This is a genomic window from Paenibacillus rhizoryzae, from assembly GCF_059686995.1.
In genome coordinates this window covers 26251-51440 of the sequence record NZ_JCAALT010000010.1, presented here as the reverse complement: position 1 = coordinate 51440, position 25190 = coordinate 26251, and the positions used below count along the sequence as shown (strand labels likewise).

24 protein-coding genes are annotated in these 25190 nt (G+C 49.8%); 15 read left to right on the top strand and 9 right to left on the bottom strand.

The features are described 5' to 3' along the window. Positions 1–35: 35 nt before the first annotated feature. A complete protein-coding gene (locus tag AC6ESO_RS25225; protein WP_494821981.1) occupies positions 36–440 on the bottom strand; it encodes a CBS domain-containing protein in 405 nt (134 codons plus the stop codon). 258 nt (positions 441–698) lie between these two features. Between AC6ESO_RS25225 and AC6ESO_RS25220 the strand changes: the two genes are divergently transcribed. Next, a complete protein-coding gene (locus tag AC6ESO_RS25220; RefSeq protein ID WP_497093892.1) occupies positions 699–905 on the top strand; it encodes a hypothetical protein in 207 nt (68 codons plus the stop codon). A gap of 76 nt (positions 906–981) precedes the next feature. Here the strand turns inward: AC6ESO_RS25220 and AC6ESO_RS25215 are convergent, their stop codons facing one another. Genes AC6ESO_RS25215 through AC6ESO_RS25205 form a run of 3 tightly spaced genes read right to left on the bottom strand, consistent with a single transcriptional unit; the run spans position 982 to position 2396 of the window. Then, positions 982–1710 carry a DUF4386 domain-containing protein gene (locus tag AC6ESO_RS25215; protein WP_497093797.1) on the bottom strand — a complete coding sequence of 243 codons (729 nt, stop codon included), beginning with the start codon at positions 1708–1710 and terminating at the stop codon, positions 982–984. Positions 1711–1729: 19 nt separating this feature from the next. Beyond that, a complete protein-coding gene (locus AC6ESO_RS25210; RefSeq protein WP_210663636.1) occupies positions 1730–1942 on the bottom strand; it encodes a helix-turn-helix transcriptional regulator in 213 nt (70 codons plus the stop codon). Between the two features lie 7 nt (positions 1943–1949). Then, positions 1950–2396 (bottom strand): hypothetical protein, encoded by a 447-nt coding sequence (locus tag AC6ESO_RS25205; RefSeq protein WP_497093796.1) that lies wholly within the window; start codon positions 2394–2396, stop codon positions 1950–1952. A 226-nt stretch (positions 2397–2622) separates the two neighbouring features. Here AC6ESO_RS25205 and AC6ESO_RS25200 point away from each other — a divergent pair, with 226 nt between their 5' ends. The 8 genes from AC6ESO_RS25200 (at position 2623) to AC6ESO_RS25165 (ending at position 12687) form a co-directional block, all read left to right on the top strand. After that, positions 2623–4248 (top strand): response regulator transcription factor, encoded by a 1626-nt coding sequence (locus tag AC6ESO_RS25200; RefSeq protein WP_497093795.1) that lies wholly within the window; start codon positions 2623–2625, stop codon positions 4246–4248. Positions 4249–4250: 2 nt separating this feature from the next. After that, complete coding sequence (locus tag AC6ESO_RS25195; RefSeq protein ID WP_497093794.1) at positions 4251–6038, top strand: cache domain-containing sensor histidine kinase; 1788 nt, start codon at positions 4251–4253, stop codon at positions 6036–6038. A 12-nt stretch (positions 6039–6050) separates the two neighbouring features. Next, positions 6051–7037: a substrate-binding domain-containing protein gene (locus tag AC6ESO_RS25190; protein WP_497093793.1), complete on the top strand. Its 987-nt coding sequence runs from the start codon at positions 6051–6053 to the stop codon at positions 7035–7037. 27 nt (positions 7038–7064) lie between these two features. Next, the gene (locus AC6ESO_RS25185) at positions 7065–8342 is read left to right on the top strand and encodes an extracellular solute-binding protein (RefSeq protein ID WP_497093792.1); all 1278 of its coding nucleotides are present in this window, start codon (positions 7065–7067) and stop codon (positions 8340–8342) included. A 155-nt stretch (positions 8343–8497) separates the two neighbouring features. Continuing rightward, positions 8498–9892, top strand: coding sequence for an ABC transporter substrate-binding protein (locus AC6ESO_RS25180; RefSeq protein ID WP_497093791.1), 1395 nt, complete (start codon positions 8498–8500; stop codon positions 9890–9892). 88 nt (positions 9893–9980) lie between these two features. Beyond that, positions 9981–10883: a carbohydrate ABC transporter permease gene (locus tag AC6ESO_RS25175; RefSeq protein WP_497093790.1), complete on the top strand. Its 903-nt coding sequence runs from the start codon at positions 9981–9983 to the stop codon at positions 10881–10883. Between the two features lie 13 nt (positions 10884–10896). After that, positions 10897–11742: a carbohydrate ABC transporter permease gene (locus AC6ESO_RS25170; protein WP_497093789.1), complete on the top strand. Its 846-nt coding sequence runs from the start codon at positions 10897–10899 to the stop codon at positions 11740–11742. 129 nt (positions 11743–11871) lie between these two features. Beyond that, positions 11872–12687, top strand: a complete 816-nt coding sequence (locus AC6ESO_RS25165; RefSeq protein ID WP_497093788.1) for a serine/threonine-protein kinase — start codon at positions 11872–11874, stop codon at positions 12685–12687. Positions 12688–12817: 130 nt separating this feature from the next. On the opposite strand, the gene AC6ESO_RS25160 is transcribed toward AC6ESO_RS25165, so the two are convergent. Both AC6ESO_RS25160 and AC6ESO_RS25155 read right to left on the bottom strand, forming a co-directional pair. Further along, positions 12818–13663, bottom strand: a complete 846-nt coding sequence (locus AC6ESO_RS25160) for an aldo/keto reductase (RefSeq protein ID WP_497093787.1) — start codon at positions 13661–13663, stop codon at positions 12818–12820. A gap of 24 nt (positions 13664–13687) precedes the next feature. Beyond that, positions 13688–14920 (bottom strand): MFS transporter, encoded by a 1233-nt coding sequence (locus AC6ESO_RS25155; protein WP_497093786.1) that lies wholly within the window; start codon positions 14918–14920, stop codon positions 13688–13690. A 162-nt stretch (positions 14921–15082) separates the two neighbouring features. Between AC6ESO_RS25155 and AC6ESO_RS25150 the strand changes: the two genes are divergently transcribed. After that, complete coding sequence (locus tag AC6ESO_RS25150) at positions 15083–15475, top strand: winged helix-turn-helix transcriptional regulator (RefSeq protein WP_494821968.1); 393 nt, start codon at positions 15083–15085, stop codon at positions 15473–15475. A 307-nt stretch (positions 15476–15782) separates the two neighbouring features. Here the strand turns inward: AC6ESO_RS25150 and AC6ESO_RS25145 are convergent, their stop codons facing one another. Beyond that, on the bottom strand, positions 15783–17498 hold the full coding sequence (locus tag AC6ESO_RS25145; RefSeq protein ID WP_497093785.1) for a M20/M25/M40 family metallo-hydrolase: 1716 nt from the start codon (positions 17496–17498) through the stop codon (positions 15783–15785). Positions 17499–17744: 246 nt separating this feature from the next. Between AC6ESO_RS25145 and AC6ESO_RS25140 the strand changes: the two genes are divergently transcribed. Beyond that, complete coding sequence (locus AC6ESO_RS25140) at positions 17745–18077, top strand: helix-turn-helix transcriptional regulator (RefSeq protein WP_494821965.1); 333 nt, start codon at positions 17745–17747, stop codon at positions 18075–18077. 6 nt (positions 18078–18083) lie between these two features. Beyond that, a complete protein-coding gene (locus tag AC6ESO_RS25135) occupies positions 18084–18635 on the top strand; it encodes a DUF2812 domain-containing protein (protein WP_497093784.1) in 552 nt (183 codons plus the stop codon). A 78-nt stretch (positions 18636–18713) separates the two neighbouring features. Here AC6ESO_RS25135 and AC6ESO_RS25130 read toward each other — a convergent pair whose 3' ends face one another. Further along, positions 18714–19715 (bottom strand): ABC transporter substrate-binding protein, encoded by a 1002-nt coding sequence (locus AC6ESO_RS25130; protein WP_497093783.1) that lies wholly within the window; start codon positions 19713–19715, stop codon positions 18714–18716. 201 nt (positions 19716–19916) lie between these two features. On the opposite strand from AC6ESO_RS25130, the gene AC6ESO_RS25125 reads away from it, so the two are divergent. From AC6ESO_RS25125 to AC6ESO_RS25115, 3 genes are read left to right on the top strand one after another with little or no spacing between them, the layout of a single operon-like run. Continuing rightward, the gene (locus AC6ESO_RS25125; protein ID WP_497093782.1) at positions 19917–20921 is read left to right on the top strand and encodes a FecCD family ABC transporter permease; all 1005 of its coding nucleotides are present in this window, start codon (positions 19917–19919) and stop codon (positions 20919–20921) included. 1 nt (position 20922) lies between these two features. Beyond that, positions 20923–21966: a FecCD family ABC transporter permease gene (locus tag AC6ESO_RS25120; RefSeq protein WP_497093781.1), complete on the top strand. Its 1044-nt coding sequence runs from the start codon at positions 20923–20925 to the stop codon at positions 21964–21966. A gap of 14 nt (positions 21967–21980) precedes the next feature. Then, positions 21981–22841: an ABC transporter ATP-binding protein gene (locus tag AC6ESO_RS25115; protein ID WP_497093780.1), complete on the top strand. Its 861-nt coding sequence runs from the start codon at positions 21981–21983 to the stop codon at positions 22839–22841. Between the two features lie 57 nt (positions 22842–22898). Here AC6ESO_RS25115 and AC6ESO_RS25110 read toward each other — a convergent pair whose 3' ends face one another. Beyond that, positions 22899–25049, bottom strand: coding sequence for an acyltransferase family protein (locus tag AC6ESO_RS25110; RefSeq protein WP_497093779.1), 2151 nt, complete (start codon positions 25047–25049; stop codon positions 22899–22901). Between the last annotated feature and the right edge of the window lie 141 nt (positions 25050–25190).

Sequence of the window (25190 nt, the reverse complement as noted above, 5' to 3'; positions counted from 1 at the left end):
CGGATAGGTTCTTTGCAGGTTTACGATCAAATCCATCAATCCGTAATATTGCGCGTGTAATACTCGATAATATCTTTACGTCTTATGATGCCGAGGAAGATGCGATCATCATCCACTACCGGTACGAAATTCTGATCGGCTGCGAGGGTTAACATATCGTCCATGAGCGCACCAATTGCGACACACTCGTTATAAATTCTTTTCTTGATGCCGCTCACCGGAATTTCGTGCATATTCTCAAAATTGAGCCCGGCCGTTCCCCGAAGCTTCCACAGGATGTCCCCTTCGGATAAAGTACCGATATATTTGCCTTCCTCATCAATGATCGGAATAGCTGAATAATGGCAGGCTTCCAGCTTCTCAAGTGCATCTTTCATGGTGGCTGAGGTCGTCAGGTAAGACACTTTTTCTTTCGGCAGCAGAAAGAATCCAATTTCCATTACATTAGCTCCTCCTCTGGTTGCGGGTACTAGAGTGTTTTAACCCTAATTCCGCATCATTGAAACACAGCCGGAAAACCATTTTTTTGCATAAACAATGTGCTGGGCAGCGGCGGAAGGCGTCTGACCAGGCAGGGCATACACTAAATGCGATGAACGTTTCCGCATGCTCAAGCTTGCCTCTATATGAAGGAGTGATTCCGTATGTTCATGCAAAGTCCGGGTCAAATGCAAAATCCCGGTCAGGCCCAGATTAACATGTCGCTGCAGCAGAAAGCAATGTATCTTACTGGGCGCCCAGTCGGGATCTCCCTGCGCAACGGCCAAGGTGTATCCGGTGTCATCTGCGCCGTGCAAGGCGGCGAGGTGTATGTCATGCAATATTTGTACGCCTCGCAATTCGCTACATTCCATTATCCGTTTAATCAGATCAATGATATTTTGCCATATCCGGCTTGCAGGTAGAGCTAGTTGAAGAGGATGGCAAATGGTTGATCTGCATCAGCCATTTGCCCGCTTCCATATCGGCCACCTATCTCAATTACATAGAGGCTGCTATCGCCTTCTCTTTCTTGTTTGCAGGTAGGGAATCAAGCGCTGCGTCATTGAACCCTTTAATGAGGAGCCACACCGCGAGGATCATTTCGTTCGCCGCTACCGGCAGTGCCAGAATACCGCCCCAGAACGAAACTTGTTCAATGACACCGAACATAACGAGCAACGCGCAAGTGAAAACGAGAACTGCCCCTGTCATGCCCAAGATCGGGATAAACCTCGGGACGAGCTTCGATTTATAGAAGATATAACTGTACATCATCGTGTTGATCCCCAGCATGAATAACGGCCCAAGCAGAAAGGTCCAATCATGAATGGCTGCTAACAAAGTCCCCGAAACTTGAAATGTGGCCGTATCGACAGCTCCTGCTGCTACAAATTCACGGCTTAACGTTACCAAGGACAGTACGCTGATTACGCCAACCGTAATTATTATCGCTTCAAGAAATCGAAAGCATATATGCCACAGCGCAATCGTTTCATTGTATTTTCTAAGGATGGGAAACATCGTGGTTGCCGTCCCAATTGCGGAAACGACAAGCATTAATTCCATCACCGTGCCCAATATCACTTGGTTCGCGTGCTTAGAACCTTGAACCAGATAATCGGCATTATTTAGAATCGGTTTGTACAAAATAAAAGCAGCGATCATCGATGTAACGGCTGCAAGGATGAACAGGATTCCAACAATCTTGGCAGCTAATTTGGGCGACATTATTTCCCCATCTCCTTTTCTATTCCCCGTAAAAGAAAACCTCTTCCAATGGCAAGCTGAAGGCGTGCGCGATGCGAAAAGCAAGTTCCAGAGACGGGGAGTAATTCCCCTTCTCCAAGGCCACGATGGTTTGTCTGGTAACACCCACCTTGTCAGCTAGTTGCTGCTGTGTCATTTCATCATGGTTGAATCGTAATTTGCGGATGTGATTGCCGACAAGATGCTTACTCATCTTAGACTTATACTCCTCTCCTGTAGTGATAAAGTTTCGTAAAGGAGCCGGTCACATCGGATAAGAATCCGCTTGCGATCAAAATCACAAACATCACCTGTGACGGCTGATCCAAGACCAATGACCCCATAGCAAGCAGAAAGCCGAGGATAAACACGAAGAAAGAAATCCGGTTCGCCTTGAGGTCGATCAGTTTATCCAGCTCATCCGCGAATGCCGGCTCTTTCTCGTTGGTGGTGATTCTGAAGATGATGTTGAAAATAATGCTGACCAGTATATGAGCAATGATGGAGACTACCATGAGGATAAGGACGAACGAGCCCCAATAATGAAAGGTTTCCTCCGCTTCAAGCCCAGCTTCGGGGTACTGCGCATACATGTACAAGCAATAGAAGCCGAAAATGACAATGGTGCTGATCAACGAAACGATGCTCTTCTTCTCTTGGTAAGTCATGGATTTGCCTCCTGTTTATAATCTTCCCTATACAAAGTAAATGATGATATACATAATGTAATAAAAACCATTCACAATGTCAAGTAAACTATACATTAAATGGGCAGCTATGCCAGCTTCCCAGGCAATCATCAAATAATAAGTCTTTGTAAGCGGACTTTGAATAAGGCATAATTGAAATGATTATAGCGCTTATACTTACCGCGGATGGTCTGGGGGAACGCCGATGTACAAAGTTATTATTGTGGATGATGAAGCGGTTGTCCGGGTCGGATTGAAAAATACGATTAACTGGAACGAGCATGGTTTCGAATTGATTGGCGATTATGCGAATGGCCGCGAAGCATGGGAAGCGGTCGAGCAGCACAAGCCGGAGCTTGTCATCTCGGACATCAGCATGCCTTTCATGGATGGCCTTGAGCTGGCCGGATTGATCTCTACGCAATTTCCTTATATTAAAATGATTATATTAACGGGCTATGACGAATTCGAATATGCGCAGCAAGCGATCAGACTGAAGGTCTCCGATTTCATCCTGAAGCCGATTACGGCCAATGAAATTCGCTCCCTGCTCGATCGCGTCAAGAAAGAAATGGACGAAGAGACCAAGCACCGTGAAGATCTCGGGCGCTTAAAGAGCCAGTTGAACCAGAGCCTTCCGCTGCTTAGAGAGCGGTTCCTCGAACGCCTGGTCGCCGTAGGACTCAATTATGAGGAAATCACCGAACGTTTCTCCTATTTCGGTATTCCCGCGCCACCACCGCTTCATGTTGTTCTAATTGTCGATATCGATGATTTTGGCGACCGGGAGCTTCACTCGTACGAGCATGATGTGGAGTTTCTGCGGTTTGCCGCTTTTGATATATTCAAAGAAACGCTCGAACGCGAGGGCGTTATGCTCTTCCGTACGAGGGAGGAACGAATGGTTGCCATTATATCCGGTCAGGATGACGAAAGCTTGCTCTATGAGCAGGTCTATTCCCTGGCGGAGCAAGTAAGGCACCATATCGAGAAGTATTTGAAGTTTACCGTCACGATCGGCATCGGACGCGCCAGCGCCAACCTCGAACAGCTGCCGGAATCCTATAAGAGCGCGCTTTCCGTATTGGATTACCGCTTCTTGCTCGGCAAGAACCGAGTGCTTAGCATTCTGGATATGGAAGGCAAACCCTCCATTCCGCTGCCTCCTCAGCTCGATTGGGACCGCAAGCTGGCTTCCGCCGTTAAGAGGGGCTCTGCCCAGGAAGCTTTTCAGCTTATCGAGAACGGTGTCGCGGAGCTGAAATCTTCCCTTGCTCCAATTGAAGCCTGTTTTCTGCAAATGCAGAAGGTAGTGCTGTCCTTGATGAACTCGATCCAAGAGCTGGTCGCTCACGATCCGGAAGCTTCCTTCGATCGGCAAATGAGGCTCATGGACGTCTATGGACTCAAGACCTTAGATGAGGTCGAGATTTGGCTGAAGGATGTTGTGCGTTCCGTCATGTCCACGATTGCCGATAACCGCAGTCATTTGACGAACATGCAGATTCATCAAGCCGTGGAATATATCGAGACGAACTACGCCAACGATAAAATGTCGCTGCAGGACATCTGCCGCCACGTCTTGATGAGCACCAGTTATTTCAGTCTCGTCTTCAAGCAGCATACAGGTGAAACGTACATTGAATATTTGACCGGGGTACGCATTGCAAAGGCGAAGGAGCTCCTTCACAATACAACGATGAAGTTCTATGAAATTGCCGAACAGGTCGGCTATAAAGACCCGAATTATTTCAGCATTCTGTTCAAGAAACATACAGGGATTACCCCGAAGGACTTCAGAGAGAAGCAGCTTAAGGAGAGCGGAAACTAACGATGCCAAGTGAACGTGCGCGAAGAATACCCCTGTTCCCGTTAAAGAGCATTCAATCGAATATTTCCTTGGCGTTCTCTCTCCTCATTCTCGCGGCAATCGTGCTGACGAGCTTAATCAGCTATCAGCTGTCGGTCGATGCGGTTGAGCGAAACTCCAAGGGGTATATCGAAGAAATCATTAAACAAGTGAACATGAATATTCAGTCTTATGTGGATAACATGGAGAACATTTCTTTGCTCGCCTTGACGAACAAGGACGTGAAGTACTACATATCCGACAATTCATACATTAGCGCTGAGGATCGCAGGATCTACGAGAAGCGCATATCCGATCTCTTCCAAGCCATCTTGTACACACGCAATGACATCGCTTCGATTATGGTTTTTGGCTACAATGGACGTTTTGTATCCGATAGACGAATCACGAATTTGAATCCCAATATGAAGCTGTCCGATCAGAGCTGGTTCCAGCTGGCGAAGAGCGAAGGCGGCAAATCCGTCATCTCCTCGCCCCATGTGCAGAACATTATCCAGAACGAATACCGCTGGGTCGTTTCCTTGAGCCGGGAGCTGAAAAGCACGGATGGGATTACGGCGGAAGGCGTTTTCCTGGTCGATCTGAATTTGAGCATCATCAACGATATTTGCAAAAATATCGACTTAGGCAAGAAGGGTTACCTCTTCATCGTGGACAATAACGGCAACATCGTCTACCACCCGCAGCAGCAGTTGATCGATAGTAAGCTGCGGACGGAGCGAATCGCCGATGTCATCAAAGCATCCAGCGGCAGCTCGTTCGTCGTGAATGACGGCGAAGGCAAACGGATTTATTCCGTGCAGGATACGAATTTCGGTTGGAAAATCGCCGGCGTCGCCTACACGGACGATCTCATTGCGAGCAAGGATGATTTAAGAAACTCGATCCTCTTATATTCCTTATGCGGACTGGCGATCTCCCTGCTCATCTCGGTTTGGCTCTCCCACCGTTTATCGAAGCCGATCAAAGTCTTGCAATCCGATATGAAGCAAGTGGAGAAAGGGAACTTCGACATTCAGACGGAAATCGGGCAAATGAACGAGATCGGACAGCTCGGACGCTCTTTCAACATGATGGTCAGTCGAACCAAGTCTCTTATGGAAGAGACGATCCTAAATCAAGAGAGTAAGAGGAAGAGCGAGCTGCTGCTGCTGCAATCGCAGATCAATCCCCATTTCTTATACAACACGCTGGATTCCATCGTATGGATGGCAGAGCAGAAGCAGCATGAAGAGGTTGTTCTGATGACCTCGGCATTGGCGAAGCTATTCCGGGCGAGCATCACGAAGGATCAGGAGCTAGTGCCCGTCCGCGTGGAGATTGAACATATTACGAATTATTTGCTCATCCAGAAGATGCGCTATGAGGAGCTCGAATACGACATCCAGATCGATGAATCGATCCTGGGCTTCAAAACCTTGAAGATCTTACTTCAGCCCTTGATTGAAAATGCGATTTATCATGGCATTCGCAATAAATACGGCATCAATGACGGCATCATCACCATTCGCGGCTGGCAGACGGATGATAAAATCGTGTTCGAGGTCGAGGATAACGGCTTCGGGATGACACCGGAACAAGCGGAACGCCTCCTGATCCCCGTCGAGGGGGAACCCCGCAATCAAGGGATTGGGATAAGGAATGTCAACGAGCGGATCAAGCTGTATTTCGGCTATGAATACGGCATCCAAATTCGCAGTGAAATTGAAGTCGGCACCTGCGTTTCGATTTCGATCCCGAAACTCGGTTAAAGGGAGAATGCTATGTTTAGGCAAAGATTTACGATAGGGCTCGCGCTCGTACTCTTCATTGCTGCTGTTTATTCTATTTTCTACTACAAGCTAATCAGCGTATCGACCCATCACGAGAAAAGTATTACGGTCGTACTGAAGTCCTTAAATGTCCGATCCGATTTCTGGCAAGCAGTCAGCGCAGGAGCCGAAGCAGCTGCCAAAGAGAACGGGCTCGCGCTCAACGTCCAAGGCCCGCTGCAAGAAGGCGATGTTGATGAGCAGATTCATGTGCTGGAAGAGGCGATCAGGGAGAAGCCGCAAGCGATCGTGGTGGCACCTTATGTGGATGATCGCATGGCGTCTTTATTCGAACAAATCCGTGACGAGGGCATTCGATTAGTCGTGATCGATACCCCGCTTAAGATGGAGCCAGCCCCCGTTGTTGTCTCTAACAATCATGTAGAGGCCGGGCGATTAGCGGGAGAAACCGCCATAAACGAGACGAATAGGAAACCTGTCATCGCGATCATTAGCGATCATGCAGATGCCACGATTTCCAAGGAGCGGCTGGAGGGTCTGAAGCATGCCCTTGAGCGCTATAAGAACAGCATTGTCGGGGTTTATTACGGCGAACAGTCCGAGGATAAAGCTTATGAGATTGCCAAGAAGCTGCTGGCCGGCGATCAGTCGTTTAATACCTTCATTACGATGAACGAATCCGCGACTATAGGCGTAGCCAAATTGTTGAAGGAACAGAACAAAGCCGGCGCGATCAAGCTGATCGGCTTCGATAGCTCCTTCTACGAAATCCAGCTGCTGGAGGAAGGCGTCCTAAATGCGGTCATCGTACAGAAGCCTTTTAATATGGGATATCTCGGCGTGAAGAAGGCCTTAAGTTTGATTAAAGGCACGAATACGGCTCCCGTTACGTACATCGAATCGAATGTCATCAACCGCAAGAATATGTATTTGCCGGAAAATCAGAAGCTGCTGTTTCCTTTTATAGAGAACAAATAAAACTTAGGAGAAGGGTGTGAGCCGCGTATGACCGTCTTCTTCCGTCCCGCACATTATTCGAAGGCAGCTGTTTCTGCCATCTTCCTTTCCGTTATCTTGTCCTCCTGTATGTCATCAAGCGAAGAGCCCTCCCCTCCTCCCAAGGAGGAACGAGCGCTTATTCGGTTCGTTGCCGCCGAATACAGTACGGAAACGAAGCCGTTCCTAGAGAAGCTCGTGAAGGATTTCGAAATCAAGAATCCTCTGATCGACGTCGAGCTTCAGGTCGCGAACTGGGACAATCTAGATGGCATCTATACGACGATGATTAGCAAAAACCAACCGCCGGATCTGCTGAATACGAATGTGTATGCTCATTTCGCCCAAGATGGGATGCTCAACGATTTGGGTACGATTATTTCGAAGGAGCTCGCTGGCCGGCTCTACCCGAATTTAGTGGCGATGGATCAGATGAACAACGTGCAATTCGCCTTACCGTACGTAGCCTCGACGCGGAATCTCTACTACAACAAGGAATTGCTGGAGAAGGCCGGTATTAAGGCTCCGCCTACCACTTGGTCCGAGCTCGAGAAAGCAGCGCACCAAATCAAAGCGACAGGCGCTGCGGATGGTTTCGGCGTTGATTTGACGGACAATGAGACGCAGGCGTATCTCTCCTATTTCTTCTATGGGGCCGGAGGTTCGTGGACCAAGGATGGCAAATGGACGATCAATTCTCCCGAGAATGTCGCGGGGTTGACGTTCCTTAAGGATATGTTCGACAAAGGATTAACCGACCCGGAGCCGACCGTTACGACTCGCGATGAGAAGCAGCGGATTCTGGGCGGCGGCGGACTGGCCATGCTCATCTCGGGCAATTATTTTACCTCTGTCGTGCCGAAGGAATTTCCCGCGCTCAAATGGGACAAAGGTCCGATCCCCGTGAAGGACGGACAGCCTCCGATAACGTTTGCCGTGCAGGACGTGCTTATCTCGTTCAAGACCGACCATACGAATAAAGAAGCGTTATCCAAGTTTCTGGATTTTCTATACGACGATTCGGCTTATGGCGATATGATCAAACGTGAAGGCCTGCTCCCCGTCACAAGCACGGTAGGCAGCCAATTGTCCATGCAAGACAACGTCATGAAGGGCAATCTCGATGCGCTGAGCAAAGCGATGTTCTATCCGGTCAGAGAGCCGGCCTGGCAAGCTGTTCTGGACTATGCCCGCAAGATGGGGGATGCCGTACTCTACGAGCATCTTACTCCGAAGGACGCGCTGGACAAGCTGCAGCAATTTGCCGAAACCAAGAGCGGCCGATAAAGCCGAATAGTAAGAAAAGAAGAAAACAAAGAATTCGTGGAAGATATTCGATAGAGACTTAAGCCCTCCCACCTTATGATGAAAACAAGCGCTGGCGTTCACTCGTGAACACCAAAGAAAGCGTAAATCATCATATATTGGGAGGGTTTGCTTTTATGACCATGAACAAAAAAATGGCTGCAATCGGTCTGGCCAGCATTCTGGCTGCCGTATCGCTAACAGGATGCGGTTCCAAGAATAACAACGAGGCTGCGGGCTCGACTACCGAAAATACGACGGCTGCTTCCTCAGAGAACACAACTGCTTCCAACTCGAACTCCGGCACTAACTCCACATCCACAGATACAACTGCCAAGTTGACCGGCGACTTCGAAATTCAATATTTCGTTGGCGGATACGGCGACAAATGGTGGAAACAAGTTATCAATGATTTCCAAGCCGCTAACCCGGATCTGAAAATTAAACAATCCGGCGGTCCGCAAATAAATGAGCAAATGAAACCGCGTTGGATCGGAGGCAACCCGCCTGATTTCGTTTACATCGACGGCGCCGGCTTGAATGACCGCCAGATGGTTGAAGATGGCCAACTCGAAGATTTGACCGACTGGCTGAAGGATGCCAAGAACATTGACGGCGATCTGATCACCGATATTCTGGCGCAGCCTGCGCAACAGTTCGACGGCAAAGTATTCAACATCCCACTCGTACTGAACTCGTGGGGCGTTTTCTGGAATAAAGCCTTGTTCAAAGAAAAAGGTTGGGCTGAGCCTACCGATTTCCAATCCTTCCTAGACACAAGCGACAAAATCAAAGCAGCCGGCATCAATCCATTTATCCACACAGGTAAATATCCGTACTACATCAACGGATCGATTCTGTACCCGGCCATCGTTTCGGCTAACAACAATGATTTCACAATCCTTCAAGACATGGCAGCTAACAAAGTAGAAGCTTTCGAAAGCCCTGCCGTACTTACTGCTTTGAACAAAATCGTAGAGCTGCGCGACAAAGGCTTCATCGATCCGGCGTCGATTCAAATCAACCACACCGATTCGCAAATGCTCTTCTTGCAAAACAAGGATGCCTTTATCCCGAATGGCCTCTGGCTGCCTAACGAAATGTCCAAAGACATTCCGGATGGCTTCGACTTCGGCTTCATTCCTTCTGTAACGCAGGATGCAGGCGGTAAAGTCGTAGCGAATACTTCTACATCAACAGTAGCGATCGCTAAGGATGCGAAGAACAAAGATGCAGCGAAGGCATTCCTGCAGTTCATCTTCTCTAAAGCGCAAGCTTCCCAGTGGGCAGAGCTTAGCGGCGCGCCTTCCAACATTAAAGGCGATATCAGCGCTTCCAACGCGCCGAACTTCGTTAAAGATGCAGCGAAATACCTAACGGATCCAAACACAGTCGTTATCCCGACGATCACTTACAACGCAGACGTGGATAAAGCGATGATGGATGCAACAGATGCACTTACAATTAGCAAAATCACCCCTGAAGAGTGGGTCAAACGTGTAACTGACGTAGTGAAAAAAGTAAGTAAATAATAAGCCTTCAGAGGCTTAACGCGGAGGGTGATCGGGGCAGCCGCCTCGATCATTCTCTGCTAATTTACTCGGAGGGATGGCAGGCACTATGACTCATAGAACGGCTAAGTGGCAGCGTAATGTATTCATCGCAACATTCATTATCCCTACTCTTTTGTTCTTTGGGGTATTTACGATTTATCCGGTTGCGCAAGGGTTATACTTCTCTTTCTTTGACTGGTCGGGCATGTCGCATCATAAAACCTTTATCGGGTTGGATAATTTCAAGGAATTGTTTCACGATCCCATTGTATGGAGAGCGATTGGCAACGATTATTTTCTGGTAGTGGGCAAGGTTATCGGCATTATGACGATCGCCACCTTTTTCGCTGTAGCGCTTACCCGGTTCGGCTTTAGGCTGTCAGGGTTCTTCCGTTCGATTTTCTTCATTCCGAATGTTATTTCCGTCGTCGTTATCGGCGTATTGTGGAACTTCATATATAATCCGCAAATCGGTTTCTTGAACGCGTTTCTGTCGTTATTCACGAAAGAACAAGTCACGATTACATGGCTTGGATTTACGAATCACACGATTTGGATGCTGCTGCCTCCGGCGATTTGGGCCGGTATCGGATTCTATATGATTCTCCTGATCGCCGCGATCCAGAGCATTCCGGACTCCTATTACGAAGCGGCCAGCTTAGAAGGAGCAGGACAATGGGGGCAATTCCGCAACATTACCCTTCCACTCGTCTGGGAGCAAATTAAAGTGTCGACGCTCAATATCATGATGACGACGCTTAACGGCTCGTTCGTGATTGTGTGGATCATGACGGAGGGCGGTCCGGATAACAGCACGCAGGTAATGGGCTCCTATTTATACCAAATGGCATTCCGCCAGTATCATTTCGGCTATGGTGCTTCGATCGGATTTATCATCTTGATCTTGTCGTTAATTACGACAATCGTACTTCAACGGTTAATGCGCCACGAAACCGTCGAGATGAGTTAAGGAGGACTTCGAGATGATTGTAGGCTTAAGAAATCCAGTCGCTAAACTATTCTTCTATGGGATCCTTGTCGTATGGGGCATATCGGTCTTATACCCGCTGTTTTGGACACTCCTGGACGCTTTGAAAAATAATGAGCAGTTCTTCCGCAATGCGCCGTGGTCCTTGCCGGAATTCCCGCTGCTGTGGTCCAATTTCTCCTATGTGTGGAGTAACTACAACTTCGGCACCTATTTCATCAACTCACTAGTTGTCACAGCGGGCTCCACTGGGCTTGGCCTTATCCTATCGGCAATGACAGCCTATGTGCTGGCGAGATATAAGTTCAGAGGCAGTAACATGCTGTATCTGCTCTACATCTCTTCCATGATGATTCCGTTCGTGCTTGCTCTTATTCCTTTGTTCTTCTTAATGAATTCGATGCATTTGATTAATACGAAGCTCGGATTGATCGTCGTCTATGCCTCAAGCTTGCTCGCTTTCGGGATCTTCGTACTCGTCGGCTTCTTCAAATCGCTGCCGAAGGAGCTTGAAGAAGCTGCTATCGTCGATGGTACTTCTTATTTCGGAACGTTCTTCCGGGTCATGCTGCCGTTATCGCAGCCGGGTTTAATCACCCTTGCGATCATTAATGTCTTGAACATCTGGAACGAATATATCGTAGGTACGATCCTCGTTAATGATCCCCTGCAGTATACATTGCCTGTTGAGATTGGTGTCATGCGAGCGGAGATGCAGTACCGTACCGAGTGGGGTCCCCTATTCGCTGCTTTGCTCATCACGATCGTGCCTGTTCTGTTCATGTATATCATCTTCCAGCGTCGAATCGCAAGCGGTATAACCGCTGGCGCCGTAAAATAAGAGTAAGGGCTGCCCCTTGTCATCTTGGATGACATATAGGACAGTCCTTTTCTCACTTTCGAAGACGGGAATCCGCTATAATTGAAAATATATGGATAATGGAGGAAAACCAAATTCAAGGAGGCAGCAATGATAACGCGACACATGGATGGCGTATCTTTCGGGTTGAAGGCGGATTTTGACTTTGACTTTCTAGGCGAATATGGCGAGGTTTTTGCAGTCTTCGATAAACAAGATTCCGGATACCTGTGCTTTGGCGTTCAGAGCGAGAACGGGAAGCTATTCTTGAAAATGGCCGGTGCAGCCACGCTAGAGAGTAATGTCAGTCCGGAAGAAGCCATCGCTCGACTTCGATCTACCGTAGTTGTTTATGAGGATTTACGCCATCCGGTGCTCATTGATATGATCGCGCACAAGGAAATCCCCGGCGGCTATCTGACCGTCTACGAGTGGTTCGAGGGCGAGTGTATGGGCAGGCAGTATCAGTCTCATGATAAATTTTTAGCTCTGCCGCTCGAAGAGAAGCTGGCGCTCTACTCGGATCTCGTATTATTTCACATCCATACCATTACATGCGGCTATATCGCCTTAGATTTCTACGATGGCAGTATCATGTATGACTTCCGCACACAACGGACCATGATTTGCGATATTGAAGTATATAGCAAGAGCCCCGTAATCAATACAATGGGGCGTATGTGGGGCTCCAGTCGGTATATGTCTCCGGAAGAATTCCAGCTTGGCGCCGAGATTGATGAACGCTCCAATGTTTTCGTAATGGGAGCTACTGCATTTCAACTGATGGGCGGCGGAATGGACCGCTCGATCGAGAAATGGCAGGCTTCCGAGAAGCAATATCTCGCTGCTCTACGAGCGGTTAGTGCGGATAAAGACGATCGCTATCCAACGATAGAAGCTTATTATGAGGCTTGGACGAACGCTTAACGAGTATGCGGTAACCGGTACCTCACTTGCGGCTACTTTCCCGTTGCTGACCGTGAGAGCTCCAAACGAAAAAGGAATGTTGCCCTAATGGCCACATTCCTTTTCGCGTATTTCTGCTAGTCAGCCCAACTTAGAAGTCGAAGTTGTCCGGGTCCGGGCCGACGCGAAGGTTTTGGTTCAGCTGATCAATGCGGGCTACCTCATCGGCCGAGAGCTCAAAATCGAACAGCGACGCATTCTCGGCGATGCGATGTTCCTTCGTCGACTTCGGAATCGTCACAATTCCATGCTGCAGATCCCAACGCAGGATCACTTGAGCAATCGATTTGTTATGCGTGTCTGCGATTTCTTTCAGCACGGGATGCTCCAGCAAATGACCTTGCATCAACGGGGACCAGGCTTCGATTTGAATGCCGTGCTCCGCGCAGAATTGTCTAAGCTCCAGTTGCGACAGTTGAGGGTGGAGCTCCACCTGGTTCACCATAGGTTTAACGGCAGCATCCTTCATCACATCTTCAAGATGATGGATTTGGAAGTTGCTCACGCCAATGGCTCTCACGCGGCCTTCTTTATAGAGCGTTTCAAGTGCCCGCCATGCCTCTTTGTATTTGCCTTGCACCGGCCAATGGATGAGGTAGAGATCGAGATAGTCCAAGCCTAGTTTAGCTAAGCTTGCTTCATAAGCTGCCAGCGTAGCTTCGTAACCCAAGTCAGCATTCCAAACTTTTGACGTCACGAACAGCTCTTCTCTTGTGATCGCGGACTCCGAAATGGCTTCTCGAATCCCCTGCCCCACACTTTGTTCATTCCCGTAAATAGCCGCTGTATCTACACTCCGATAGCCTTGTTTTATAGCTGTTTTGACGGCTTGGACAAGCTCATCGCCTTCTGCCACTTGAAATACGCCCAGCCCGAGCCAAGGCATTTTAACGCCGTTGTGTAAGGTTGTTGTATCCTGTACCTGTTTCGCAATCATAAGAAAAACCTCCTGAGTTTATGTTTAGTAGGATGTAGATGCTGTTGCTGGTGCAGATTCAGATGTTAAGCCGTTCGCTTCGGCTCGCCGCTCCAAGACGCGCGCCCTCCCCGTTAAGATAACCGCTCCGAACACCATCAATGCTCCAACCCATGCGGTATGAATAAGACCGATGGAGTCCGTCACGACGCCGCCCATAAAGGCTCCAATCGCAATTCCGGCGTTAAACGCGGCAATATTGACAGCAGACGCGACATCAACCGCTTTCGGCGCATAACGCTCGGCCAGAAGCACGACATACACTTGCAAGCCCGGCACGTTCATGAAAGCCAGCAATCCCATGAAGAAAATCGTAATCAGCGCCGCAGCTTTAAACGGAACGGTAAACGTTAAGACGAGCAGCACGATGGATTGCAAAATAAACATATAGAACAAAGCAGAAACCGGCTTGCGGTTGGCCGCCTTACCTCCAATGACGTTGCCGATCGCAATGGCCACGCCATAGACAAGCAGAATGACCGCGATCGTCGTGTCTTTAAATCCGGTTATATTGTGCAGCAACGGGGATAAATAAGTGAAGACGACAAAGGTGCCCCCATATCCGATTGCCGTAATGGAGAATGCCAGCAGCAGCCGTCCATTCGTGACAAGCTTGAGCTGCTCGCGAAACGGCGTTCGGCTTCCTTTTCGCATATTCGCAGGAATCAAGATCAGGTTAGCGATCAGGGCAATAATACCGATCGCGACGATCCCGATAAAGGCAGCCCGCCATCCCCATTCTTGACCGATTAACGTCCCCAGAGGCACGCCTGTAACGGTCGCCACGGTAAGTCCGGAGAACATAATCGCAATTGCGCTCGCTCTGCGGTTCTCAGGTACGAGGTCAGCCGCAATCGTTGAGCCGATCGACATGAAGATCCCATGGGCAAAAGCCGAGATCACTCGAGCTGTGAGCAAAATCCCAATCCCGCTAGCCCCCGCCGCAAGGCTATTCCCGACAATAAAAACAAGCATAATCCATAGCAGCAAGGTTTTGCGCGGGATACTAGACGTTAAGGTAGTCAGTATTGGGGCGCCCAAGGTTACCCCAAGCGCATATATAGTTACCGTTAAAGCGGAAGTAGTCACAGATATGTTCAAGTCTTTCGAGACTAGAGGCAGCAGCCCCACGCTGATAAACTCCGTTGTCCCGATTGCGAAGGCGCTTATGGCGAGCGCAAGCAGGGCTAATGTACTTCTCTTTTTATCGAATGCCATGTGAGATCTCTTCTTTCGTTTGGTTTGGTATTCCCGGCCGGTAAGTGCTACTATAGGTGAAATAAGCTTATATGAACAGTACGTACTTTTTGGTGATATAGGCACTTCCAAGTGCTATACGCACTAAAAAGTGCCTATCGACGTTTGGGGGAGGAACAGCCTTTGCTTAAGAAGAAATACAACATCTCGGTGGAAGCAACGCTAGAGGTGATCGGCGGAAAATGGAAATGCGTCATCCTTTGCCATCTGACGCACGGAAAGAAACGAACCAGTGATTTCCGCCGCCTCATGCCGGGCATTACGCAGAAAATGTTAACGCAGCAGCTGCGAGAGCTGGAGCATGACGGCATAGTGAATCGGATCAGCTACAATCAGGTTCCGCCTAAAGTGGAGTATGAGCTCAGCGACTATGGATGGAGCTTGGAATCCATCTTAAATGCGCTGTGCAATTGGGGGGACACGCATATTATTAAAGAATACGGCGATCGATCCGCCGTGCTCGAGGATAGCATTCTGAATAATAAGGACAGTCAAATAGAAAGCCCCCTCGTATAGAGGGGGCTTTGCAGATTGTAGGCAACCGGGTAAACTTCAGATGCGATAGCGTCCTATCATTTAACGAACCGTACGGGCCTTATTTGACCAAAAAGCAACAGTTTGAAATTCTAACGAACCCTACAGGCTCTATTCGGCTAAAAGTTCGTATAATTCCGTGTATTTCGACTCAATAAGGTCTCTGTGGTTCGTTAGAATAACCGAAGAGTTCTTTTCTCCCCAATAAGACCCCTACGGTTCGTTAGAAAAGGAGGACACTTGATAAGCGGTGTTCTGCACAGCCGCGGCCATGAGCGTTGCTTAGCAGCTACTTGGAGTCCAACTTATAGGTGGATGCAAAAAAAGCGGTCAGAATCGAAAATGGCAGTACGCTCAAAGCAATAACAACCGGCGTGATGGGCATCATAAACAAGACAAAGAGTAGCCAGCCCACCGGTACATAAAGCAGCAATATTCCGAAACCAACCACAGACGAGGCCATCATCCGTCCAATACGATGCCAATCCATCATGGCGACGATCAGCATGCCCAGTGTTGATAATGCAAATAAGTAACTGAGCTGAGCGAACAAGAACGTTGTTCCGATTGTTAGCAGCAATTGAATAGGCAGCAATCCTGCCAGCGCTTCGGCTAGCGACTGTTTGCTCATTCTGAAGGACATCGCAGCAAGAATGAACAAACTAAGCACAACGAATAAGCAGAGAAACACATTGTCGTTATTCGTTCTTTTGCTCAGTCCCATCATCTCGGTTACCAAGAATACGATGCCCCAGCTAAGCAGGCCCATCGCCGCAACGGAACCCGCCAGCCACCCTGAGCCGACAACGATTCCGCGAAGTTTAACCCTGCCCTGTCGAAGCTGCATCACCAACCAGAATAAAGAAGCCAGCACAGCTAATCCGGCTAGGATATAAGCGACGATATCAGTCATCACTACAAGATGGCCGGGCAGGAAGGTGAAGAAGACACTGTCCCTCGTCAAACTGCTGTCCCCACCAATTTGCACATGCCCTGCGTAATCAGCCATTTCCTTAGCAGTCTGCAAGAAGTGATAAGCAGTTCCGCGATCCAGATTTTCAACGCTATCCGTCATCCGGTGATAATGCTCCACCCCTTCTGCCACTGCGAAATTGAGACCCCGATAACCCGCATCCATAAAAAAGGTTAGATCCGTTCCATTGGGCATTTTGCGATAAAGCCCGGTTGTGAAAGAGAAGGCAATCGGATGCGGGCTTGCCGATTGAAAATGCTGCAAGAGCCCATAGTTCGGCGTAGAAGTCTCAAACATAAACAATCCGCCGCGATCCCCGCGTGCATCGAAATTAATGACAAGTTCTACCTTACTCTGAAGCTCGGGATGCGATTTTATGAAGGCTTTTGCACCTAATGCGCTCTCCTCCTCTCCATCCGTAAACAAGAAGTAGAGATCATTCTTCAGCAGCTCGGGATGCCTGCCTTGTTCGCGCATGGCTTCTAACAGCGAACTGACGGATACCATATCATCGGCCGCACCAAGGGCGTTGTCCTCACTGTCGTAATGGGCCAGCATGAGGATGCCGCGATGCGTGTCAGGCGCATCCAGCTTCACCCATATATTGCTCAAAGCCAGATCCCTCAGCGGTCCGCCTTCTCTGTGAATTTCGATGACTTTCGCTCCCGGAGCCGGCATCTTATCTCCGGCAGGTTTATTCCTTTCGATTCGCTCTTCCCTCGGCGGGCCATCTTGAGCAAGATGCTCGGCCTCCAAGTCGGCTGCCGTGTACAGTTCATGATCAACGGTCGGTTCCAGCCCCATGTCTCGAATTTGAGCCAATAGATGGGTCCGTACGGCCTCGAGTTCCTTGGAACCGGATGGATGCGGCACGGCAGTCATTGCCGTCAAATTGGCCAGCATCCGCTGAAAGGCCGGATAGTCCGCATTGGACTCCGTTGGCGGCGACGGCGGCCGCAATTGCAGGAAACCGATCCAAAGCCCCGCCGCCACTACGATTAGCATGAGGATCATCGATATTCGTCTATTCATATTTTCTCCTTAAGCCTCCTCTGACTCCCCCTCGACAACCAAACCTTCAGCCTCTGCGTAACAGCTATAGCTATGATAGCGTATAGTTGGTTAAATTTCGGTAAAAATTTCACTGCTTGCGGCGGACTCGCCCATTTTCCAACTTTTGTATCCCAACTATATTGACACCCGATATATCTAAGAGTATTATATCGGTATAAGATATATCGACTGACGATACATTTGAATTCGAAAGGAGTGAACCCTATGGTCAAAGATTCCTTGCCCCTTACAGAGGCGTTCTATTACATTCTCGTGGCGCTGCACGTAGCGCCTTCTCATGGATACGGGATTATGCAGGACGCCGAGAAGATGAGCGGCGGCCGCGTGAAGATTGGGGCAGGCACGCTCTATACGGCACTTAACACCCTGCTGAACAAAGGGCTCATCATTCCATTCCCCGCACCGGATGGCCTTGATCCAAGACGGAAGATGTATGCCATCACAGAGGATGGCAAAGCGGCCGTAGCCGCGGAAATGGTTCGGCTTGAAGAGCTTCTGAAAGCCGGACAGCTGGCGCAAATTTCATATAAGGAGTGATCCGAGATGAAACCAAACACGGAGAAAAAGTATCGGCTGAACTTAAGCTGGGATTACGAGAATGAAGAAAATTGGATGAACGAGCTTTCCGCACGCGGTCTGCATCTGCAAAAATCCGGTTTCTTGAGCGGTACTTTCGTACGGGATGAAGCGGTTCGCTACACCTACAGTCTGGACTATCAGCCGGGTCTGACAATGAAGAACGGCAAGCTGCAGGAGTATATCGAGCTGTACCGGGATGCAGGCTGGGAGTATGTCATCCCTTATGGAGGGATCTGGCATTACTTTCGCAGAGAGTGGCAGCCCGGGGAGGTGCCTCGTCTGTATTCCGACCGCGATTCGCTTGCCGCACATTATAAGAAAATCCAACGCATGATGGGCGTGATGCTGCTCCTGAACATCGGGCTGTGCGCGATCAATATGGCGAACCTGCTGCCTCGCGGCCACCAATTCTGGGGCGTAGTTTTTCCCCTGGCAGTCATCTATATTCTCCTCTTCGCCTTGCTCCTATATGGTTACGTGAAGATGGGCAGCAAGATCAACAAGCTTATGAACTAAACTGCGGAATAGACATAGAAAAAGAGGCTGATTGCGCCTGTACCCCGGACGCCTCAGCCTCTTTATTGACTTCTATGATTAGTTGACTTCGTAGATTTTGAACAGCTCATCAAGCATCAAGTTCGCTGCAATTACGCCGCCGGCTGTATTCCAGATCGCATCGCTCACTCGAATCGCCTTTTTGTTCTTCACCACGTTCAGGCTCTGCCACAGCGGATCCTTCAGCATTTCCTCTTCCATCGCCGTACCTTTGCCATCGCCGGTCTCGTAAGTGAAGTAGAACAACCGATCCGCATCAACCTCCGGAAGACGTTCCTTCGTGATCTCTTCTACGAATGTTTCCTTATAATTCTTCTGATTATCCGGACGTGTAATGCCAAGCTTGGAGAACGCGATTCCCGTAAACGTATCATCTAGGTAAATACGCGTTTTACCGGCCATAAACCGTACAACCGATACTTTCTCGTTCAGCTTGTCGCCTGCTTTCGCTTTGAAGCCAGCTGCACGGTCATCATAGGCTTTGATGATTTTCTCGCCTTCAGCTGTTTTACCGATTGCGCCGGCATACAGCATGAAGTTCGACTGCCAAGCTCCGCGAAGGGTTTCCGAGAAGATCGTCGGTGCGATCGCACTCAATTGGTCATATACTTTCTCTTGGCGCAGCTTGTTACCGATGATGAGATCGGGTTTCAGGCTGGCAATAAGCTCTACGTTCGGCTGGCTTTCTTCGCCAACTACCGTTACGCCTTCCATGTCTGCTTTGATATGGTCATACCACGGATCGCCTGTCCATGATTTAACAGCTCCTACGGGCTTCACGCCAAGTGCCAGCAACGCTTCTGTTCCTTCGTTCGTCAATACAACGATGCGCTGCGGAGTTCCTTTGATTGTGGTCTCTCCCATGGCGTGAGTGACTTTATGCTCTTCGGAATTCGTCGCTGCCGAATTCGATGAATTACCCGCGCTATTAGCAGCATTATTGTTAGAATTGGACTGCCCGCAAGCGGACAAGATGAGTGCGAAAGTAAGCAACAAAACAAAGACGGACCACGTGTACTTCTTCTTCAAAACGGATACCATTTCGAGAAAACTTCCTTTCGTATTTGAAAATGATTATCAATGCTTTTACAGTTAGCAACTATAGCAGGGATAAATTCGGATGTCAATGATTTTGAGAATCACTCTCATTGACATCGAGAAGCTCATCGCCTAGAATGACAAAGTGCAATTATTCTCTTCTACACCTTAATCTCACACGCTAACGCTAGGAATGGGGCAACTATGAACACCTTACTTACAACGCGCCTTCAGAAGGTACTGGGTCTAATCGCCTGTTTAGTCCTTCTCGTCATCGGGATGTCAGGCAGTATCGTCTTTGGAACTTCCGATATAAGCCTGCATACCATTCTGGAATCTTATATCTCTTATAACGGATCGCAAGAGCATCTCATCATCCAGACGGCAAGGATGCCAAGAGCCTTAATCGCCGCCTTCGCCGGTGCCAGTCTTGCCGTAGCAGGCGCATTGATGCAGGGCATTACCCGCAACCCGCTCGCATCGCCAAGCCTCTTTGGCATCAACGCCGGGGCGGCTTTCTTCATTGTGGTAAGCTCAGCATTCTTCGGCGCAAGCAGTCTGGGCACGTTCGCGACGCTGGCCTTCGTTGGCGCAGCATTTACGGCATTGCTTGTCTATATCCTAGGCTCCATCGGCAGTGATGGTTTGACCCCGCTGAAGGTGACGCTCGCAGGCGCTGCCATGACAGCGTTCTTCTCTTCCCTCTCGATGGGCGTGCTGCTTACCGGCGGTCAAACCTTCGATCAAGTCTTGTATTGGTTCGTAGGTTCGGTAGCCGGACGAGACATGCATATCTTCACGACCGCAGCCCCCTATATGGGAATTGCGCTTCTGGGCACTTTGGTCCTCTCCCGTCATATGAATCTGCTCGTATTAGGAGATGATGTTGCTACCGGACTTGGACAGACGACCGTCTACATAAAACTCGCAGCTGCCGTCATTATCGTATTGCTGGCTGGCGGCTCGGTCTCCATTGCAGGTCCGATCGCTTTCGTAGGGATTATTATTCCGCATATTACACGTTACGTGGTAGGCATTGATTTCCGCTGGGTTCTCCCTTATTGTGCCTTCCTCGGAGCTATATTGCTGCTCGTCGCTGATGTGGGTTCACGTTTTATTGCCTATCCCGGTGAAGTGCCTGTCGGCATTATGACCGCAATTATCGGCGTTCCGTTCTTCGTCTACATTGCCAGAAGGGGGGAGCGTTAACATGAGCAAGTCTCTTACACTGCGAAACAATCGTCTATCGTTCCTGATCGAACGCAGAACCTTGTCTGTTATTCTGCTCTTAATTGCTGCCAATCTTGTCGGCATCATTGTCTGTGTTGGGCTGGGCAGCACCGTCGTAAGCCCGATGGCGGTGATTCGCTCATTGCTCGGTATAGGCGACCAAGCGGATTCCATGATTATTTTCAAACTGAGAATGCCTCGTGTTGTCATCGCCATTATGGTAGGTTCGATGCTGGCTGTTTCCGGTGCACTGCTGCAAGGTATCGTACGCAATCCGCTTACTTCCCCCGACGTCATCGGTATATCGGGCGGTGCTTCGCTCGGTACGGTGTTCTTTATCATTTATATGTCAAATGTCAGCATACGCTATATGCCGATCAGCTCGATTGCAGGCGCTTTCGCCGCGGCATTCCTGATCTATCTCTTTGCTTATCGAAGAGGCATTACCCCGCTTCGGCTTGTGCTTATCGGGATTGGCATGGCAACCGCGTTGACGGCAGCCACCTACATGCTCATTCTCACGGCATCGTTTACGCCAACTGCTGTTGCGGTAAAAGCCTTTACGTTCATGACAGGCAGCATCTACGGGGTGTCCTGGAAACGTGATGTGCTGACGCTGCTGCCATGGATGCTCGTATTAATGCCAATTGCGCTCATCTATGCCCGGCATCTGAACGTACAAGAGCTCGGCGATGAAGTCGCTACAGGCGTAGGCAGTTCCGTTAATGCCAAAAGAACGATGCTGCTTATGATCAGTGTCGCACTCGCAGGTACAGCAGTGGCCATTGGCGGCGCCATCAATTTCATCGGACTCATGGCTCCGCATATTGCGCGCAAGCTGGTTGGCCCTTCGTACGGGGGCGTCATTCCGGCATCCGCTCTGATCGGCTCGCTTGTCCTCATGCTGTCTGATTTGGTGGCCAGAGTCGCGTTTATTCCGCTCGATATCCCTGCAGGCGTATTTACGGCCGCAATCGGAGCGCCGTTCTTTATCTTCTTGCTCTATCGCCACCGCAACTCGTAAAAGGAGTGAATCTTGTGTCTGTTATTGCAGCTACTAACCTCACGTTATCGTATGGAAAGAAACCGATTTTTTCTAATCTTCAATTAGAGATTCCGAAAGGCCAAATTACGGTGTTTATCGGGAGCAACGGCTGCGGCAAATCAACCCTGCTTCGCTCCCTTGCCCGCTTATTGAAGCCGCAAGAAGGCTCCATCGTGCTCGATGGCTCCGACATTGCCAAGCTGTCCGGCAAAGAAGTGGCCAGGCGTCTGGCTATTCTGCCGCAAGGGCCGACAGCTCCGGAAGGATTGACCGTGCAGCAGCTCGTGAAGCAGGGACGCTACCCCTATCAGAGCTTCCTTCAACAGTGGTCCGCAGAGGATGAGAAAATGGTGAAGAAAGCGCTGCAAGCGACCCATATGGAGGAATTCTCCGCCCGTACGGTAGACTCGCTATCAGGCGGGCAACGGCAGCGCGCTTGGATCGCCATGACGTTAGCGCAGAACACGCAAACGATTTTGCTCGATGAGCCTACCACCTATCTCGATATGACGCATCAAATCGAAATTTTGGATCTTCTTTTTGATCTGAACGCGCAAGAAAACCGGACCATCGTGATGGTGCTTCATGATATCAATCTTGCTTGCCGGTACGCGCATCATATTGTGGCGGTTAAGGAAGGACGCATCTTTGCGCAAGGAAAACCGGAGCAAATTGTGAACGAGGCGTTTATTCGCGAGGTGTTCAATATGGAGTGTCAGGTCGTACAGGATCCGATCTTCGGAACACCGCTTTGTATTCCATACGGCAAAGGCCGGAAACTTCTTGGTGATCCGCACACGGCGAACGTGAACGGAAACAAGAGTGAGAACGAGGCGCTTCTGGCGCCTCGCTAATAGAACAGAAGAAGCCTCCGCGGGACTGTGTTACGCAGACCCGCGGGGGCTTCTTGTTTAGGATTGTTTGGCCAAAGCGTCTACAAGCAATTGTGCGAAGAACTGCGCGCCGTTCTTCCTCAGATGAACGCCATCATTGCTGAAGAAATCGTCTTGTCCTTTGCTGGCGGAATACCAGTCGATAAGCGAAATACCCGGGATCTTCGTGACCGTATCGGCCAGCATATCGTTTACGACATCCTGCCATTTACGAGGAACGCGCGTGTTGACGAGAATGACTTTATGTTCACTGCCAATTGCCGTTAACAACGTATTCAGCTGCTTGTCCGAGAACGAGCCATTCGTGCCAAGCTCAATAATGACGGTTTGCCCCAGCTTGTTACTTTCCTTCAGCTCCAGGACTACTTCGTCAGCCTCGGACATCTGCCGTCCGACCTTTCCATCCACGACAATTCCTTTCACAAGCTCTTCCAGATAGGGCTTCGCATCCAGAAGAATCGAGTCGCCGATTACCGTAACACTGCCTGCTGCAGGCGGTGTTATCGGTTTATGTGGCGTTGGTTTGGTTGGAGGAGGGGTTGGTTTAACTGATGGCGTCGTCGGCGACTTGGTGGCTCCGTTGTCATTCGTGCTGCCATGATCCCTCTCGCCGTTGCCCGGCTTATCTGCTGCTGTACCCGCTTCGTCCGGTTTACTTGTAACCGGCTTATCAGGACTTGTCCCATCTCCTACAGGATCTGTATCAATAACGTCTGTATCGCCAGGATTCGTTTGACTCGAATCCGTATCTCCCGAGTCCGGTTCACTCGGACTCACGTCCCCCGGAGTCGTATTGCTCGATTCCGTATCATCCGGCTTCGTCACAACGGGATGATCCTCCGTCTCCTGGCCACCTTCCGATACAGCCTGATCGGCTTGATCTTCGGCCGGCCTCACATTTGACATACCCGGCTTCAGAATGGGAATGCCCGCCGATAATCCGCCGTCTATCGCGTACAATTGCGTAGAGCATGATACACTGACAGCCATCAGCGCACATAGTGACATGACCAGCACGATCCGACTTGCGCGGAGCGGCTGACGCTGCCTAGCAGCCAATTGCGAGAGCTTGCTGCGAAGTCTGCCCAGCGCACCGCGACGAATCGGTTCCTCGACAAAACGCCCGGAGAGTTCGGCCAATACAATAGCTGCCGCCACTTGAAGCACGGCTCGCATCGCATGAAACTCGTCTACCTCCGCCGTAGGCGTAGTCAGAGCAATGATCGGATAATGATAGAGATAGATGCCGTAGGATCTCACGCCTAAATAGCGCAGCGGCTTACATCCCAGCATGCGGCCAATTCTGCTCGAAGGATGTGCCAGCGAGGCGACAACTGCCGCAGTTGCAAGCGACAATACAACCATCCCGCCGCGATACAGCGTCTCATCATATTCGCCTACAGTTGCAATCATAGCCAGCACAACGGCCAGGCCGCTGAAGCCAACGACGTCCAGCACCAGTTTCGTCTTGCTTCTGGCATGCTCGGACAGCTTCCAGCTTGGCCATATCACGGCCAAAGCAGCCCCGATCAGCAGCGCAAAAGCCCGTGTATCTGTGCCGTAATAGACACGGCTCGGATCAAGCCCCGGTTCATAGAGTGCGGCCATCAGACCGGCGGATGCTGCCGCCCCTGCCAATATGACGAGCGTCAGTTTACCGCGCTGCGGTACCCAGCGCACTAACAGTACAAGCGCGAGCGGCCATACGAGATAGAACTGTTCCTCAACGGCGAGCGACCACAAATGGCCAAACGGCGACGGCGGCCCAAATGATTCGAAATAGGATACCTGATGAAAAATCAGCCGCCAGTTGCTCGTATAGATCAGCGCTGAACCGATTTCCCCTTTTAACGAAGACAGTCTTGCCGGGTCTGCACAAAGCAGCCAAGCCGCAACGAGCAGGAGCATGATAAACATGGCCGGCAGCAGTCTTCTCGCCCGGCGAATCCAGAAATCACCGAGATTCAGCCGCTTTGTATGACTCTGTTGTTTTAATAATATATCGGTTATCAAGTAGCCGGAGAGGACGAAGAAAATGCCTACACCCAGCAACCCGCCCGGTACCCACGATAGATTCAGATGATAAGCGATTACCGCAAATACGGCAATTGCACGCAAACCATCGATTCCGGGCATGTAGCGGCCGCTGTTTCCTAATGGTTTTGGCATATTAACATTCTCCTTCCGGCAGGGGACCGTTTCCCCCTACTTGCTGACTGACTAACCTGTCTCTAGGCTGCATGTTTGATTATAAAACGATATGACCCCTTTTGCGTTACAGAAGAGTTACATTTCCGTATCAAATGTGAT

Bases quoted from the DNA above. Each gene is read 5' to 3' on its own strand.
- AC6ESO_RS25175 (WP_497093790.1), top strand. From the start codon at position 9,981: ATGACTCATAGAACGGCTAAGTGGCAGCGTAATGTATTCATCGCAACA.
- AC6ESO_RS25120 (WP_497093781.1), top strand. From the start codon at position 20,923: ATGAGCAAGTCTCTTACACTGCGAAACAATCGTCTATCGTTCCTGATC.
- AC6ESO_RS25200 (WP_497093795.1), top strand. From the start codon at position 2,623: ATGTACAAAGTTATTATTGTGGATGATGAAGCGGTTGTCCGGGTCGGA.
- AC6ESO_RS25160 (WP_497093787.1), bottom strand. From the start codon at position 13,663: ATGATTGCGAAACAGGTACAGGATACAACAACCTTACACAACGGCGTT.
- AC6ESO_RS25185 (WP_497093792.1), top strand. From the start codon at position 7,065: ATGACCGTCTTCTTCCGTCCCGCACATTATTCGAAGGCAGCTGTTTCT.
- AC6ESO_RS25190 (WP_497093793.1), top strand. From the start codon at position 6,051: ATGTTTAGGCAAAGATTTACGATAGGGCTCGCGCTCGTACTCTTCATT.
- AC6ESO_RS25140 (WP_494821965.1), top strand. From the start codon at position 17,745: ATGGTCAAAGATTCCTTGCCCCTTACAGAGGCGTTCTATTACATTCTC.
- AC6ESO_RS25110 (WP_497093779.1), bottom strand. From the start codon at position 25,049: ATGCCAAAACCATTAGGAAACAGCGGCCGCTACATGCCCGGAATCGAT.
- AC6ESO_RS25215 (WP_497093797.1), bottom strand. From the start codon at position 1,710: ATGTCGCCCAAATTAGCTGCCAAGATTGTTGGAATCCTGTTCATCCTT.
- AC6ESO_RS25130 (WP_497093783.1), bottom strand. From the start codon at position 19,715: ATGGTATCCGTTTTGAAGAAGAAGTACACGTGGTCCGTCTTTGTTTTG.
- AC6ESO_RS25210 (WP_210663636.1), bottom strand. From the start codon at position 1,942: ATGAGTAAGCATCTTGTCGGCAATCACATCCGCAAATTACGATTCAAC.
- AC6ESO_RS25220 (WP_497093892.1), top strand. From the start codon at position 699: ATGTCGCTGCAGCAGAAAGCAATGTATCTTACTGGGCGCCCAGTCGGG.
- AC6ESO_RS25135 (WP_497093784.1), top strand. From the start codon at position 18,084: ATGAAACCAAACACGGAGAAAAAGTATCGGCTGAACTTAAGCTGGGAT.
- AC6ESO_RS25125 (WP_497093782.1), top strand. From the start codon at position 19,917: ATGAACACCTTACTTACAACGCGCCTTCAGAAGGTACTGGGTCTAATC.
- AC6ESO_RS25145 (WP_497093785.1), bottom strand. From the start codon at position 17,498: ATGAATAGACGAATATCGATGATCCTCATGCTAATCGTAGTGGCGGCG.
- AC6ESO_RS25195 (WP_497093794.1), top strand. From the start codon at position 4,251: ATGCCAAGTGAACGTGCGCGAAGAATACCCCTGTTCCCGTTAAAGAGC.
- AC6ESO_RS25205 (WP_497093796.1), bottom strand. From the start codon at position 2,396: ATGACTTACCAAGAGAAGAAGAGCATCGTTTCGTTGATCAGCACCATT.
- AC6ESO_RS25165 (WP_497093788.1), top strand. From the start codon at position 11,872: ATGATAACGCGACACATGGATGGCGTATCTTTCGGGTTGAAGGCGGAT.
- AC6ESO_RS25225 (WP_494821981.1), bottom strand. From the start codon at position 440: ATGGAAATTGGATTCTTTCTGCTGCCGAAAGAAAAAGTGTCTTACCTG.
- AC6ESO_RS25170 (WP_497093789.1), top strand. From the start codon at position 10,897: ATGATTGTAGGCTTAAGAAATCCAGTCGCTAAACTATTCTTCTATGGG.
- AC6ESO_RS25180 (WP_497093791.1), top strand. From the start codon at position 8,498: ATGACCATGAACAAAAAAATGGCTGCAATCGGTCTGGCCAGCATTCTG.
- AC6ESO_RS25155 (WP_497093786.1), bottom strand. From the start codon at position 14,920: ATGGCATTCGATAAAAAGAGAAGTACATTAGCCCTGCTTGCGCTCGCC.